Annotated in this window: 13 protein-coding genes; 7 read left to right on the top strand and 6 right to left on the bottom strand. The window is 70.2% G+C overall.

Going from position 1 to position 15,350, the window contains the following annotated elements:
• Positions 1–229 precede the first annotated feature (229 nt).
• Positions 230–1,138, bottom strand: a complete 909-nt coding sequence (locus G369_RS0132685) for a LysR family transcriptional regulator (protein WP_019658287.1) — start codon at positions 1,136–1,138, stop codon at positions 230–232.
• Positions 1,139–1,222: 84 nt separating this feature from the next.
• Between G369_RS0132685 and G369_RS0132690 the strand changes: the two genes are divergently transcribed.
• Entirely contained in the window at positions 1,223–2,233 is a 1,011-nt protein-coding gene (locus tag G369_RS0132690) for a zinc-binding alcohol dehydrogenase family protein (protein WP_019658288.1), read from the top strand.
• A gap of 86 nt (positions 2,234–2,319) precedes the next feature.
• On the top strand, positions 2,320–2,874 hold the full coding sequence (locus tag G369_RS0132695; RefSeq protein ID WP_019658289.1) for a GNAT family N-acetyltransferase: 555 nt from the start codon (positions 2,320–2,322) through the stop codon (positions 2,872–2,874).
• Positions 2,875–2,891: 17 nt separating this feature from the next.
• Here G369_RS0132695 and G369_RS0132700 read toward each other — a convergent pair whose 3' ends face one another.
• A complete protein-coding gene (locus G369_RS0132700) occupies positions 2,892–4,265 on the bottom strand; it encodes a PQQ-dependent sugar dehydrogenase (protein WP_019658290.1) in 1,374 nt (457 codons plus the stop codon).
• Positions 4,266–4,420: 155 nt separating this feature from the next.
• Between G369_RS0132700 and G369_RS0132705 the strand changes: the two genes are divergently transcribed.
• From G369_RS0132705 to G369_RS0132725, 5 genes are all read left to right on the top strand, one after another.
• Entirely contained in the window at positions 4,421–5,194 is a 774-nt protein-coding gene (locus G369_RS0132705) for an alanyl-tRNA editing protein (protein WP_019658291.1), read from the top strand.
• Between the two features lie 45 nt (positions 5,195–5,239).
• Positions 5,240–7,480, top strand: coding sequence for a protein-disulfide reductase DsbD family protein (locus tag G369_RS0132710; RefSeq protein ID WP_019658292.1), 2,241 nt, complete (start codon positions 5,240–5,242; stop codon positions 7,478–7,480).
• 94 nt (positions 7,481–7,574) lie between these two features.
• The gene (locus G369_RS0132715) at positions 7,575–8,267 is read left to right on the top strand and encodes a thioredoxin family protein (RefSeq protein WP_208604421.1); all 693 of its coding nucleotides are present in this window, start codon (positions 7,575–7,577) and stop codon (positions 8,265–8,267) included.
• 10 nt (positions 8,268–8,277) lie between these two features.
• Positions 8,278–8,883, top strand: coding sequence for a class I SAM-dependent methyltransferase (locus G369_RS0132720; protein WP_019658294.1), 606 nt, complete (start codon positions 8,278–8,280; stop codon positions 8,881–8,883).
• A gap of 112 nt (positions 8,884–8,995) precedes the next feature.
• Complete coding sequence (locus tag G369_RS0132725; protein ID WP_019658295.1) at positions 8,996–10,333, top strand: MFS transporter; 1,338 nt, start codon at positions 8,996–8,998, stop codon at positions 10,331–10,333.
• A 7-nt stretch (positions 10,334–10,340) separates the two neighbouring features.
• Here the strand turns inward: G369_RS0132725 and G369_RS37280 are convergent, their stop codons facing one another.
• The 4 genes from G369_RS37280 to G369_RS0132745 all read right to left on the bottom strand — a co-directional run bounded on the left by G369_RS37280 (position 10,341) and on the right by G369_RS0132745 (position 15,326).
• Complete coding sequence (locus G369_RS37280; RefSeq protein WP_051127685.1) at positions 10,341–11,810, bottom strand: TPM domain-containing protein; 1,470 nt, start codon at positions 11,808–11,810, stop codon at positions 10,341–10,343.
• A 124-nt stretch (positions 11,811–11,934) separates the two neighbouring features.
• Positions 11,935–13,362 carry an aldehyde dehydrogenase family protein gene (locus G369_RS0132735; protein ID WP_019658296.1) on the bottom strand — a complete coding sequence of 476 codons (1,428 nt, stop codon included), beginning with the start codon at positions 13,360–13,362 and terminating at the stop codon, positions 11,935–11,937.
• Positions 13,363–13,395: 33 nt separating this feature from the next.
• Positions 13,396–14,412 (bottom strand): alpha/beta fold hydrolase, encoded by a 1,017-nt coding sequence (locus G369_RS0132740; protein ID WP_019658297.1) that lies wholly within the window; start codon positions 14,410–14,412, stop codon positions 13,396–13,398.
• 188 nt (positions 14,413–14,600) lie between these two features.
• Positions 14,601–15,326: an SDR family oxidoreductase gene (locus G369_RS0132745; protein ID WP_019658298.1), complete on the bottom strand. Its 726-nt coding sequence runs from the start codon at positions 15,324–15,326 to the stop codon at positions 14,601–14,603.
• Positions 15,327–15,350: the final 24 nt, after the last annotated feature.

Below are 15,350 nucleotides of genomic sequence, written 5' to 3' on the forward strand. Positions count from 1 at the left end.
TCCCCTCTGGCTGCGCCGAGGAGCGCAGCGTTTCGCGGATCAGGGCTCGCCCTTGTCTGAGCGAAGCGAGTTTGGGCGAGACCCCGCGAAACGCGAGCACCGCAGGTTGCCCGCAGCGAAGCGAAGGGTCGCAGACAGCGGGGTCGCCTTTTCTTTGCCTACTTTCTTTTGGCGAAGCAAAAGAAAGCAGGTCGCCCGCCGGGGCGAGTCCCGGCCCCGGGAAACAACCTCACCCCGCCCCCAACAACCCCTCGAACTTCACGGCAAGAAATTCGACAAACGCCCGAACCCGAGCCGGCACAAACCTCCCACTAGGCAACAAGGCATGCAACGGATAAGGCTCAGTCTCCCAATCCGCCAACAGCTGCACCAACCGCCCTTCCCGAATGTCATTGCGCACATCCAGCGCAGACTTCAGAGAAATCCCATACCCCGCCACAGTCCACTCCCGCGCCAGCGAGGCATCGTCCACGCTGCGGTTCCCATTCACCCGCACTTCCGTCCACTGCCCGTTCTGCGCAAACCGCCACAGCCGGTGCCGCCGCCCCGACCGATTGAAGATCAGGCAGTTGTGATGCATCAGGTCCTGCGGCACCCGGGGCGCCGGATGCCGCCGCAGGTAGTCGGGTGAAGCCGTCAGCAGCGGATTGGTCAGCGCGAAGGCGCGCGCCACCAGCCGCGAATCGGCCAGCGCGCCGTAACGCAGCGCCACGTCGACCTCGTCGCGCATCACGTCCAGCGGCCGATCTCCCACCGAGAGCGACAGCTGCACGCCCGGATGCAGCGCCAGGAACTCGTCGAACCACGGCAGCAGCGTGCTGCGCGTCAGGTCCGAGGGCGAAGCCACGCGCAGGGTGCCGACCAGCTCGCCGCGATCGGCCGTGACCAGCGACTCCCCCTCGTCCAGCAGCTCGAACGCCCGCACCGCGTAGTCGAGCAGCGTCTGCCCCTGCGGCGTGAGGCGCATCGCCCGCGTCGACCGCTCGAACAGCCGCGCCCCGAGCTGCGCCTCCAGCCGCTTGAGCGTGGCGCTCGCGGCCGCCGGCGTGATGCCCAGCGCATGCGCCGCCGCGGTGAGCGTACCGGCGCGCGCGGTGTGCACCAGCACCTGCAGGTCGGAGATATTTTCAATCTTCATTTGAAACTGTTGCTGATTTCGGCCTACTTATCAAATCGGCCTTGCGATCCTACAGTTCAGTCATCGTCACTGAAAGGTCCTCCCATGAAAGCCATCGGCTACTACCAGCCCCTTCCCATCGACAACCCCGAGTCGCTGCAGGACATCGAGCTGCCAACCCCCGTGCCCGGCGCGCGCGACCTGCTGGTGCGCGTGAAGGCGGTGTCGGTCAATCCCGTGGACACCAAGGTCCGGAAGAACGCCGCTCCCGACGCCGGCCAGGCCAAGGTGCTGGGCTGGGACGCCGTGGGCACGGTCGAGGCCGTCGGCGCCCAGGTGAAGAACTTCAAGGTCGGCGACCGCGTGTACTACTCGGGCTCGATCATCCGTCCCGGCACCAATGCCGAGCTGCACGCGGTGGACGAGCGCATCGCGGCGCTCGCGCCCAAGAGCCTCGACGACTCGCAGGCCGCCGCGCTGCCGCTGACCACCATCACCGCCTACGAGCTGCTGTTCGACCGCCTGCGCGTGCCCAAGGGCGGCGGCGAAGGCCAGACGCTGCTGGTCACCGGTGGTGCCGGCGGCGTGGGCTCCATCCTCATCCAGCTCGCGCGCCAGCTGACGAAGCTGCGCGTGATCGCCACCGCCTCGCGCGCCGAGACGCGCGCCTGGTGCCTGGAACTGGGCGCGCATGCGGTCATCGACCACTCCAGGCCGCTGGCCGCCGAACTGAAGGCCGCGGGCATCGGCGAGGTCGACATGGTCGCCAGCCTCACGCAGACCGACCAGCACTACGCGCAGATCATCGAAAGCCTCAAGCCCCAGGGCCAGCTCGCGGTGATCGACGACATGAAGATGCTCGACGCGATGCCGCTGAAGACCAAGTGCATCTCGCTGCACTGGGAGATGATGTTCGCGCGCTCGCGCTTCGAGACGCCCGACATCGCCGAGCAGGGCGCGCTGCTGGCCGAGGTGGCGGCGCTGGTCGACGCGGGCCGCATCCGCACCACGGCGAACGCGAGCTTCGGCACCATCAACGCCGCGAACCTGCGCCGCGCCCACGCGCTCATCGAGAGCGGCAAGGCGCAGGGCAAGGTGGTGCTGGCCGGGTTCTGAGTCAAGGCACGCGGCAGGCAGGCGCGATGGAGAGAGAGCCTGCCGCCGCGGCGGGCCTAGCGTGCTGGTCGAACACAATCGGCCGCATGACCAGAGACATCATCGAAACCGACACGACCCGCCTGCGCCTGCGCCAATGGCGCGACAGCGACCTGGCCCCCTTCTTCGAGCTCGCGTGCGACCCGCTGGTGATGGAGTTCCTGCTGCCGCTGCCCACGCGCGCCGACAGCGATGCGGCGGTGGCGCGCACACGCTCGCGCATCGCAGAGAGCGGCTGGGGCTTCTGGGCGGTGGAGCACAGGGAGTCGGGCGAGTTCATGGGCTTCACCGGGCTCAACTCGCCGGCGGCCGAGCTGCCCTTCTCACCGTGCGTGGAGATCGGCTGGCGCTTCGCGCGCAGGTGGTGGGGCCATGGCTACGCGAGCGAGGCGGCGCGCGCCGCGCTGCAGGTGGGCTTCGAGCAACTCGGGTTGCAGGAGATCGTCGCCTTCACCGCATGGAACAACACGCGCTCGGCCGCGGTGATGCAGCGCATCGGCATGAAGGAAGACATCGATGGCGCCTTCGACCACCCGCTGGTGCCCGAGGGGCATGCGCTGCGCCGGCACCGGCTCTACCGCATCGCCCGGCCGCAGCGCTGAGGCAGGAAGGACGACGGCTACCGCGCCTTCGACACCCGCCACACGGTGTTGCCCACGTCGTCCGCCACGATCAGCGCGCCGCTCTTGTCGAGCGCCACGCCCACGGGGCGGCCGTGGGCCTTCTCGTCGGCGCTGAGGAAGCCCGTCAGCACGTCGATGGGCGGCCCGCTGGGCTTGCCGCCGATGAAGGGCACGAACACCACCTTGTAGCCCGACTTGGGCTTGCGGTTCCATGAGCCGTGCTCGCCGATGAAGACGCCGCTGGCGAACTGCTCGGGCATGCCGCCCGGACGCGAGAAGGCCATGCCCAGCGGCGCGACGTGCGAGCCGAGCGCGTAGTCGGGCGCGATGGCCTTGGCGACCATCTGCGGGTTCTGCGGCTGCACGCGCACGTCGACCACGCCGCCGTAGTAACTCCATGGCCAGCCGTAGAAGGCGCCGTCCTTCACCGAGGTGAGGTAGTCGGGCACGAGGTCGCTGCCGATCTCGTCGCGTTCGTTCACCACGGTCCACAGCACCTGGGTCTCGGGCTCCCAACCCATGCCGTTGGGGTTGCGCAGGCCGCTGGCGAAGAGGCGCTTCTCGCCGCTCTTGGTGTCGACCTCCCAGATGGCGGCGCGGCCCTCCTCGGCCGGCAGGCCGTTCTCGCCGATGTTGCTGTTGGAGCCGACCGTCACGTAGAGCTTGCTGCCGTCGGCGTTGGCGATGACGTTCTTGGTCCAGTGGTGGTTGATGCCGGCGGGCAGCTGCGTCACCAGCGTCGGGCTGGCGGTGATGGAGGTCTGGCCCTCGGTGTAGGGCACCTTCACCAGCGCATCGGCGTTGGCGACGAAGAGTTCGCCGCCCACCAGCACCATGCCGTAGGGCGAGCGCAGGTCGGTCATGAACACCTGCTTCACCTCGGCGACGCCGTCGCCGTCGGCGTCGCGCAGCAGGGTGATGCGGTTGGCGCTGGGCACGCCCGCGCCGGCGCGGCCCATGACCTTGCCCATGACCCAGTTGCGGATCTTGGCGATGGGACCGCTGCCGCCGTCGTTGCTATCGGCGGGCTTGGGCGGCTTGTTGCTCTCGGCCACGAGGATGTCGCCGTTGGGCAGCGTGTAGACCCAGCGCGGATGGTCGAGGCCGCGCGCCAGCGCCGTCACCTTCAGGCCCTCGGCAGGGACGGGCGCGGCGGTGTCGGTCCAGCCGATGGCCGGCGCGACGTTGACGGTGGGAATCAGCGTCTTGTTCGGCTCGACCAGCTGCGGGCGGGGGCCGGTGGTCAGCTCGGGCGCGAGCTTGGCCGCCTCGCCGCAGCCGGCGACGAGCAGCGCTGCGGCGAGTGCCGCGGCGGTGGCTGCGGGCCACGAAGGCGCGATGCGGGTGGGTGCTTGCTGCTGTCGTTCCATGCGTGTTCCTTTGCGCTGCGGTCGTCTGCGGTCCGTGTGCGGCGACGTGCCGCGTGCGGCACATCTTCCCCAGGCGGGTGCACCGGGCAGTGTCGGCCGTGGGCGCTTTCTGGCGTGGGCGCACCTCATCGGCGCATCGCCGCTACCATCGCCGGATGACCGACGACCTGTTCCGCGCCGACGCCTACCTGCGCAGCTGCGACGCCCGCATCGTGCGAATCGACGACACCGGCATCGTGCTGGACCGCACGGTGTTCTATCCGCTGGGCGGCGGACAGGCCGGAGACAGCGGCGTGCTGGCCATGGCCGGCGGGCGAGAAATCGTCATCGCCGACACCCGCAAGGCCAAGGATGCGGAAGGCAAGCCGACCGACGAATTCATCCACGTGCCGGCCCCGGGGCAGGACGAACTGCTGGCCGCGCTGAAGCCAGGCGACGCTGTCGCCGCCCGCATCGACTGGGGGCGCCGCCATCGGCTGATGCGCTTCCACACCGCCTCGCACCTGCTCTGCCACCTGGTGCCGGTCCCGGTGAACGGCTGCTCCATCACGCCCGACTACGCACGCATCGACTTCCACATGACCGATCCGCTGGACAAGGACGCGCTGACCGCGGGCCTGGCCCGGCTGGTCGAGGCGGCCCATCCGCTGACGGTGGGCGCCATCACCGACGAGGAGCTCGACGCCAACCCCGCGCTGGTCAAGAGCATGAGCGTGCAGCCGCCGCGCGGCACGGGCACGGTGCGCACCATCCGCATCGGCGGATCGGGCGAGGGCGGGACGGCGATCGACTTCCAGCCCTGCGGCGGCACGCATGTTGCAAACACCGCCGAGATCGGGGCGGTGGTGGTCACCAAGATAGAGAAGAAGAGCGCCAGCAGCCGCCGCGTGGTGCTGGGCTGGGGTCCGCAAGCCGCCACGGCAGGCTGACGAGGCCCCGGAACTTCGCCCCCACCGATTGCTCCGACTGACGGCATGATCTTCCCGCGCATCCAATTCGCTACGCTTCTGATAGCAACAGCCGCAGCCAGCATGCCGGCCGTGGCGCAATCGACATCCGAACTGGCGTCGAAGCCGGGCGCGGTGGTCACCACCCCCCATGTGCGCGCCGAACTCGTCGCCCACGCCCCCGACGGCGTGACGCCCGGCGCCCCTGTCTGGGTCGGCCTGCAGATCGCGCACCAGCCCGAGTGGCACACCTACTGGAAGAACGCGGGCGACTCCGGCCTGCCCACCGAGATGACGTGGACGCTGCCGGCAGGCGTCTCGACCGGCGAGATCGCGTGGCCGGCGCCGAAGAAGATCCCGGTCGGCAGCCTCGCCAACTACGGCTACGAGAACACCGTGCTGCTGCCGGTGCCGCTGGAGGTTTCCACGCTCTACAAGCCGCCGGTGGCGCTGGGCGGCACGCCGGCGATGGACATCCAGCTCAAGGCCTCCTGGCTGGTCTGCCGCAAGGAATGCATTCCCGAGGAGGGCACCTTCACGCTGTCCCTGCCGCTGCAGGGCTCGACCGCGCTGCACAAGGCCGAGTTCGATGCCGCCCTGGGCGCCGCCCCCCAGCCGCTGGCCAAGCCCGGCGCCGTGGAGGTCGACGGCCACAGCCTGAAGGTGCGGCTCGAGGGCCTGCCGGCCGCCGCGCAGGGCAAGACGCTGGAGTTCTTCCCCGAGACCCCCGAGGTGATCCGCACCGCCGCCGTCTCCGGCAAGGACTGGACCCAGTCCTGGCAGGGCGACACCTGGACCGCCACCGTGCCGCTGGCCGACCAGCGCAGCGCCAGCCCCACCGTCATGCCGGTGGTGGTGACGCTGCCCGAGTCCGACCGCCAGCCCGGCCAGCCGGTGGCGTGGCGCGCCGAGGCGCCCGTCTCGGGCGCGTGGCCCTCGGCCGCCGCATCGCGCGCTGCCGAGGTGTCTCCGGCGCTGCAGGCGGCGCTCGCGGCCAACGCCGCGAATGCCGCGGCAACGAAGGCCGGCGACCTGCCCGCCCCCTCCACCACCACTTTCATGGCCGCGCTGCTGGGCGCCCTGCTCGGCGGCCTGCTGCTGAACCTGATGCCCTGCGTGTTCCCGATCCTCGCGATCAAGGTGCTGGGCTTCGCGCGGCAGGCCGGCAACGCCAGCGCGCACCGCAAGGCCGGGCTGGCCTACACGGGCGGCGTGATGCTGTCCTTCCTCGCGCTCGGCGGCGGCATGCTCGCGCTGCGTGCGGCGGGCGCCGGGCTGGGCTGGGGCTTCCAGCTGCAGTCGCCGGGCGTGGTGGCGGCGCTGGCGGCACTGTTCACGCTGATCGGGCTGAACCTCGCAGGCGTGTTCGAGTTCGGCCGCGCCGCGCCCTCTTCGGTGTGCAGCGCGCAGGCCAAGCATCCGCTGGCCAACGACTTCCTCTCGGGCGTGCTCGCGGTGGTCATCGCATCGCCCTGCTCCGCGCCGTTCATGGGCGCATCGCTGGGCTTCGCCATCGGACTGCCGGCCGCCCAGGCGCTGCTGCTTTTCGCGGCGCTGGGCTTCGGGCTGGCGCTGCCGTACCTCGTGGCCGGCTTCGTGCCCGCCGTGGCCTACCTGCTGCCCAAGCCGGGGCCGTGGATGGGCACGCTGCGCCGCCTGCTCGCCTTCCCGATGTTCGCCACCGTGGCGTGGCTGGTGTGGGTGCTGGGCCAGCAAAGCGGCATCGACGGCGCGGGCACGCTGCTGGCGCTGCTGGTGTGCATGGCCGCGATCGTCTGGGCGCTCACGCTGCGCGGGCGCACGCGGATGGTGATCGCCGGCGTGCTGATCGCCTTCACCGCCGTGCTCACCGCCGCCATCGGCCGCAACGTGCTGCAGGTGGTGGAGCCCGCGAAGCTGGCATCGGCCGCCACGAAGGACGGCGCCGGCCAGCGCTGGCAGCCCTGGTCCGCCGAGCGCGTGGCGCAGCTGTCGGGCGAGGGCCGGCCGGTGTTCATCGACTTCACCGCCGCCTGGTGCGTGACCTGCCAGTACAACAAGAAGAGCACCCTGTCCGACGAGAAGGTGCTGGCCGACTTCGACGCCAAGAAGGTCGCGATGCTGCGCGCCGACTGGACCCGCCGCGACCCGGCCATCACCGCCGCGCTCACCGCGCTGGGCCGCAGCGGCGTGCCGGTGTACGTGCTGCAGGCGCCGGGCAAGCCGCCGGTCGTGCTGACGGAGATACTGGGCAAGGACGAGGTCCGCGCCGCCATCGCCGCGCTTTGACCACCGGCGTGACATGGGTTGTCACAAGCACTTGAAGAAACCGTTCTAAGCTGCAGTTGTTGTTTGGAATTTTGTTTTGGAGTTCAAGCTGGCCATGTCTCTCTCGCCAACCGCCGACTCGCGTTCCTTCCGTGCCGCGCGCAATGCCCGCGCCGCCCTGAGCCGGGCCTCCCGCCGTGCCGTCGTCGCCGCCGCAGTGGCGCTCGGCGCCACCTTCCTGATGGGCAACAACGCCGCCGCGGCGCCCACGGTGGGCCAGCAGGCGCCCGATTTCGTCGCGGTCGACACCACCGGCGCCAAGCACAAGCTGTCCGATTTCGCGGGCAAGTTCGTGGTGCTCGAGTGGACCAACCCCGGCTGCCCCTTCGTGCGCAAGCACTACGGCAGCGGCAACATGCCCGCCACGCAGAAGGCCGCCACCGACAAGGGCGTGGTGTGGCTGGCCATCAATTCCACCGAGCGCGCCGCCACCGACTACCTCAAGCCCGAGGCGCTGGACGCCTGGATGAAGTCTCAGAAGGCCGCGCCCACCGCCGTACTGATGGACGAGGACGGCGTCATCGGCCAGGTCTACGGCGCGCGCACAACGCCGCACATCTTCATCATCGACCCCAAGGGCGTGCTGGTTTACGCGGGCGGCATCGACAGCATCGCCTCGGCGCGGGCGGACGACATCAAGACCGCGACCAACTACGTGAACCAGGCCCTGGGCGAGGCCTTCGGAGGCAGGCCGATCTCGGCGGCCATCACGCGGCCGTACGGCTGCTCGATCAAGTACAAGGCCTGACGCCGCCGGGATGAGCGAGATCCGGGGCACGGCCGGCTACGGTGCCAATGCCGCAGCGCTGGCGCAGCAGTACGAGAGCCTGCGCTTCGAAGACGTGCACCGCGAGGTGCTGCACCTGTTCCCTGCCGCACCGGCGCGCGTGCTCGACATCGGCGCGGGCTCCGGGCGCGATGCCGCGGCGCTGGCCGCGCGGGGGCACCGGGTGGTGGCGGTCGAGCCCACGGCACAGCTGCGCGCCGAGGGCATGCGCCGCCATGCCGAATTGCCCATCGAGTGGATCGACGACCACCTGCCCGGCCTGCACCGCACCCTGAAGCTGGGCACTCGCCACGACCTGGTCCTGCTGACCGCCGTCTGGATGCACCTGGACGCCGCCGAGCGCGCCGCAGCGATGCAGGCTCTCGCGGGGCTGGTGGCCGAAGGCGGCCAGGTCGCGATGTCGCTGCGCCACGGCCCGGTGCCCGAGGGACGGCGCATGTTCGAGGTCTCGGCCGAGGAAACGGCCGAACTCGCCGGCCGTCACGGGCTGCTGCCGCGCTTCCTCGCGCAGCGCGAGGACATGCTCGGGCGCGCCGACGTGCGCTGGAGCTTCCTGGTCCTGCAGCGCCCCGCCTGAGGGACATCGATGCCGGTGACAGCAACCTGACCAGCGCAGTCAGGTTGCGGTCGGGAAGCCCGGCCTACGCTTGGGCGCACACATCGCCAGAACCGCCCAAGGGGACAACTAGATGAATCCTGCGCCCAGCGCCGCGCAATCGGGCACAGCCGCCCACGCATCCACCGCTTCCTCCTCCAAGTTCGCCACCGTCCTGCGCGTGACCGGCGGCAACTTCATGGAGATGTTCGACTTCTTCCTGTTCGGCTTCTACGCCACGCAGATCTCGAAGGCCTTCTTCCCGTCGGGCAACGAGTTCGCCTCGCTGATGCTGACCTTCATGACCTTCGGCGCCGGCTTCCTGATGCGGCCCCTGGGCGCGATTTTCCTGGGCGCGTACGTCGACCGCGTCGGCCGCCGCCAGGGCCTGATCGTCACGCTGGCGCTGATGGCGCTGGGCACGCTGCTGATCGCCTGCGTGCCCTCGTACGCCACCATCGGCCTCGCGGCCCCGGTGCTGGTGCTGGTCGGCCGGCTGCTGCAGGGCTTCTCGGCCGGCGTGGAGCTCGGCGGAGTGTCGGTGTACCTGTCGGAGATGGCCACGCCGGGCCACAAGGGCTTCTACGTGAGCTGGCAGTCGGCCAGCCAGCAGGTGGCCATCGTCGTGGCGGCCGCGCTCGGCTACTGGCTCAACGTGACCTTCACGCCGCAGGAGATCGGCGATTTCTACTGGCGCATCCCCTTCTTCGTGGGCTGCCTGATCGTGCCGGTGCTCTTCATCATCCGCCGCTCGCTGCAGGAGACCGAGGAGTTCATGGCGCGCAAGCACCGCCCCGACGCGCGCGAGATCTTCCGCTCGATGATCGCCAACTGGGGCCTCGTCATCGCCGGGATGATGCTGGTGTCGATGACGACCGTGTCGTTCTACCTGATCACCGTCTACACGCCCACCTTCGGCAAGGCCGTGCTGCACCTGAGCACCACCGACGCGCTGATCGTCACGCTGTGCGTGGCCATCTCCAACTTCATCTGGCTGCCGATCATGGGCGCGCTGTCCGACCGCGTGGGCCGCAAGCCGCTGCTGATCGTCTTCACGGTGCTGACCATCCTCACCGCCTATCCCGCGCTCAAGTGGCTGGTCGGCGAGCCGAGCTTCGCGCGCATGCTCGCGGTCGAGCTGTGGCTGTCGTTCCTGTACGCCAGCTACAACGGCGCGATGGTGGTCGCGCTCACCGAGGTGATGCCCGTCAACGTGCGCACCGCCGGTTTCTCGCTGGCCTACAGCCTGGCCACCGCGATCTTCGGCGGCTTCACGCCGGCCATCGCCACGGGCCTGATCGAGATGACCGGCGACAAGGGCGCTCCGGGCCTGTGGATGACGGGCGCAGCCATCTGCGGCCTGATCGCCACGCTGGTGCTGTACCGCCGCAAGGTGGACGCGGCCGACGCCACGCGCGTGCCGGTGGTCTGACCGGCCGCTACCAGCTGCCGGAGGCCCCGCCTCCGCTGCTGGAGCCCCCGCCGCCGGACGAGGAGCTGTCCGACGACGAACTGCTGCTGCTCGAAGAACTGCTCGACGAGCCACTGCTCCAGCCGCTGTCCGAGCTGTCGTCGTCGCCGTCCCCCGAGCCCGTGCCGAAGATCGGGAAGACGAACATGAACAGCAGCGCGACGACGGTCGCGATGGCCACCGGAATCCACATCTCGCCGGGGAAGGGCCCGGGCCTGGTGATCGCGACCGCCGCGCCGGCCACGCCCAGCACGACGACCCAGCGGACCACGAAGCCCAGCACGCTGCCGTCGCGCCAGGTATTGCGGATGCCGAAGACGATGACCGTGACCAGAAGGCCCGCGCCGCCGATCGCCAGCGCCCACAGGAAGCCCGGCCAGAACACCTCGCCGCCGACCATGAAGCCGATGCAGGTCAAGGCGGCGATCACCGCGGCGATGCCGCCGAGCACATAGGCCACCTCCTTCACGCGCGCGCACAGATAGCCGAGCCCGTAGAGGAAGAGCGCCGGAATGGCCAGGAAGCCCGCCATCAACGGGTTCAGCAGCAGGGCCGCCCCGCCCAGCGGACCCGCGCCGACCAGGCCGAGCACGAGCCGCCAGTCGCGCGGCTTGCGCGGCTCTTCGGGCTCGATGTCCTGCAGCGCCTCGGCCCAGGGCTCGGGCCGCTGGAGGCGGCGCCCGCGCTTGCCCGAACGCTTGCCCCGCACAGGGGGCCGCGAGGTGCGTCGCCGCGTGGGGACGAGCGGCCCCGCGCCCAGTCCATGCCATGCACCCACGCCGATGCTCCACAGCATCACGCCGAGGAAGGCCTTCCCCTCCGGCGTAAGGCCTCCGCCGGATTCCTTCGGCTCGCGCACGGCTTCCTCATCCACCGGCAGCGGCGCGGACGAGGTGTCCGATGCGAGCGTGTCGGGCCATGATTGCGCAGCCGCCGGCGCGCCGATCAGCTGCGAGAGCGCACGCACCGCCGCCTGCAGGCCGGCCGCGTAGTCGCCATTGCGAAAGCGCGGCGCCATCTCCCGGTCGATGATGGCGGCGGCCTGGATGTCGGTGATCGCGCCCTCCAGGCCCGTGCCCACCTCGATGCGCATCTTGCGGTCCTTCAGCGCGACGAGCACCAGCACGCCGTCGTTCTCGTCCTTGCGGCCCAGCTTCCAGCGCGCGAACACGCGCGTGGCGTATTGCTCGATCGACTCCTGTCCGGTTGTCGGCACGACCAGCACCGCGAGCTGCGCCTGCGTGCTGCTCTCGAGCTCGGAAATCTCCTGGCGCAGCTCATCGGCTTCTTGCGCGCCCAGCGTGTTCGTGAGATCGACCACGCGCGTCTTCATCGGCGGCACGGGCACCGGGCTCGTCCTGGACTGCGCGAAGGCCGGGCATGCGCAGGCCGCGATGAAGACGAAGAAAAGAAAGCAGAGGCACGCCCAGCGCTTCAACGGCCTCTTGCCGTCATTCGCCTGTGCTTGCGGTGCGAATGCGCAGGACTCGGAGTCTGTAAGGAGCATGAGGGCAGGATAACCCCTGCCCCCTGCTGCCCCTGCGCCACGTCGCGGCGCGATCTCAACCGGACTGCGCGACGGCCACGGTCTTCGGCTCCAGGAAAGCCTCCATGCCGAAGAGCCCGAACTCCCTGCCGATGCCCGACTGCTTCACGCCGCCGAAGGGCGCGCTGAGCTCGGGCGTGACGCGGTTGACCAGCACCGTGCCGGCGCGCAGCCGCGAGGCCACGCGCAGCGCGCGCTGCGGCTGCGACGAGAAGACGTAGGCCTGCAGGCCGTAGGGCGAGTCGTTCGCGATCTCCACCGCATCGTCCTCGCCGTCGTAGCCGATCACCGAGAGCACCGGCCCGAAGATCTCCTCGCGCGCGATGTCCATGTCGTTGCGCACGCCCGCGAACACGGTGGGCCGCACGAACCAGCCCTTGTCGAAGCCTTCCGGGCGGCCTTCGCCTCCGGCCACCAGCGTCGCGCCCTCCTCGAGCCCGCGGCGGATGAACCGCTGCACCCGCTCGAACTGCGCCTTGCTCGCCAGCGGCCCGACCGCGGTGGCGGGGTCGCGCGGGTCGCCGACGCGCATGGCTGTGGTCGACGCGCGCAAGAGCTCGATGGCCTGCGCCATCCGCGCATTCGGAATCAGCAGGCGCGTGCCGGCCACGCAGGCCTGGCCGTTGTTCATGAAGGCCGCGCCCAGCGCCATGGGCAACACCGCCGGCAGATCGGCATCGTCCAGCACCACGGTGGCCGACTTGCCCGAGAGCGCGAGGCTCACGCGCTTGAGCGTGTCCAGGCCCGCGCGTGCGATGAGCTTGCCGGTGGCGGTCGAACCGGTGAAGGAGATCTTGGCGACGGCCGGATGGGTGGCGAGCTCGTCGCCCACGTCGCCGCCGCGCCCGAGCAGCACGTTGACGGCGCCCGCCGGCAGGCCCGCCTCGTGCAGCGCCTCGGTCACGACCCGCGCCTGCAGCGGGCTGAACTCGCTGGGCTTGATCACCGACGCGCAGCCCGCGGCGATGGCCGATGCAAGCTTGCTGCAGATGCTTCCGGCGGTGCTGTTCCATGGCGCGATGAGGCCCGCGACGCCGACCGGCTCCATGCGCACGACGGCATCGCCCATGCGCCGTTCGAAGTCGTAGCCCTCCAGCACGCGCGCCGTGTCGGCGAAGCATTGCGAGGCGTAGTTGCTGACCCATCGCGAACGGGCCAGCGGGCCGCCGTATTCCTCGATGGTGGCTTCGCAGATCTGCTCGGTGCGCGCCAGCACGGCGGCCTCGAGGCGCCTGAGCATGTCGATGCGCTGCGCCCTGGTGCAGCCGGCCATCGCCGGCTGTGCCCGGCTCGCGGCCTCGATCGCGCGCTTCGCGTCGTCGCGGTTCGCCAGCGTCACGGTGCCGATCGGCTGCTCGGTGGCCGGGTCGACGAGCTCCAGCCGCTCGCTGCCCTGCACGGGCACGAAGGCGCCGTCGATGTAGGCCTCATGGATGTTCCACATGGTCGTCGTTCCTGCGCTCGGGGCCTTGCCAGCTCAACCGCGCGCGGCGTCGATCACCGCCTTCGCGAAGGCCTCGGGCGCCTCCTGCGGCAGGTTGTGGCCGATGCCGCCGCTGACCAGCCGGTGCTCGTAGCGCCCCGAGAACTTCTTCGCATAGGCGCTGGGTTCCGGATGCGGCGCGCCGTTGGCGTCGCCTTCGAGCGTGATGGTCGGCACGCCGATCACCGGGGCCTTGGCAAGCCGGTCCTCCAGCGCCTGGTACTTCGCCTCGCCCTCGACCAGGCCGAGGCGCCAGCGGTAGTTGTGGACCGTGATCGCGACGTGGTCGGGGTTGTCGAGCGCCACCGCGCTGCGATCGAAGGTGGCGGCGTCGAAGTTCCACTTGGGCGACGCCGTCTGCCAGATGAGCTTCGCGAAGTCGTGGCGGTTCTTCTCGTAGCCGGCGCGGCCGCGCTCGGTCGCGAAGTAGTACTGGTACCACCACTGCAGTTCGGCCTGCGGCGGCAGCGGCACCTTGCCGGCCTCCTGGCTGCCGATGAGGTAGCCGCTCACCGAGACCAGCGCCTTCACGCGCTGCGGCCACAGCGCGGCCATGATGCAGGCGGTGCGCGCGCCCCAGTCGCAGCCGGCGACGGTGGCGACCTGGATCTTCAGCGCATCCATCAGCGCGATGATGTCCACGGCCACCACCGATTGCTGCCCGTTGCGCGGCGTGTCGGCCGACAGGAAGCGCGTGGTGCCGTAGCCGCGCAGGTACGGCACGATGACGCGGAAGCCCGCCGCCGCGAGCGCGGGCGCCACGTCGACGAACATGTGGATGTCGTAGGGCCAGCCATGCAGCAGGATCACCGGAGCACCATCGGCCGGGCCCGCTTCGTAGTAGCCGATGTTGAGCGTGCCGGCATCGATGCTCTTGAGCGGCTCGAGGCGTCGGGACGCGCCGGCGGCCTGGGCGAAGGCCGGCGTGAGTGCCGCGAGCTGGGCGGCCGCGGCGCCGAGGGCGGCGGCTGCGAGGAAGGTTCTGCGGGGCAGTTGGAGCGACGATGTCATGGGGCTTTCCTGGATGGCTGGAGGTTGTGGTGGAAGGTCGATGGATCCGACTGTCACCCCTCGAACCGCCGTTCGCCCGGTCCTGCGTATCGCTCTGTATCCGCCCGCGTTTTTTCAACAAAACTTTTCGATGCCCGCACGATGCATGTCCCGGCGCAGGCGCTTTCGGGTGCTGCAGGCGCTTCGACTCACACCAGCCGCAGCCCTCCGTCGCATTCGATGACGGTGCCCGTGGTGTAGCCGTTCTCGATCAGGAACTGGATCGCATGCGCCACATCCTGCGGCCGGCCCACGCGGCCGACGGGCAGCGTCTCGACCTGCTGGCGGAACAGGTCGTCCTTCATCGCGGCTGGCACGCGGTCCCACCAGGGCGTGTCGACCAGGCCCGGCGACACAGCGTTCACACGGCTCGGCTTCAACTCGCGCGCCAGGCTGCCCACCATGGCCTCGATCGCGCCGTTGATCGCCGCCAGCCCCGCCGTACCCGGCAGCGAGTTGCGCGCGGAAATCGCCGTCACGAAGGTCAGGCTGCCGCCCTTGCGCAGCACGCGTGCGCCGGCCTGGGCGGCCTCGAGCTGCGGCCAGAACTTGGCCTCGAAGCCGCGGCGCAGCGACTGCAGGTCGAGCTGCGCGAACTCGCCCGCGCCCTCGCCGCCGCTGAGCGCCAGCACCAGGTGGTCGATGGGGCCGGTCCTGTCGAAGAAGGCATCGAGCGCATGCCGGTCGCAGGCGTCGAAGGCGGCGCCGCTGACGTTCGCGCCGAGCCCGCCGATCGCCTCCTGCAGCTTGCCGTTGTCGCGTCCCGTGGCGATCACGCGCGCGCCGGTCGCCGCCATGCGCCGCACGGTTTCGAGCCCCACGCCCGACGAGCCGCCGACCACCACCGCCGTCTGTTGCTGTTCCTTCTGGGTCATGTCGATTCCTTTGAATGCTGGAAG

Source organism: Variovorax atrisoli 110B (assembly GCF_000382045.1).
GTDB lineage: Bacteria > Pseudomonadota > Gammaproteobacteria > Burkholderiales > Burkholderiaceae_C > Variovorax > Variovorax atrisoli.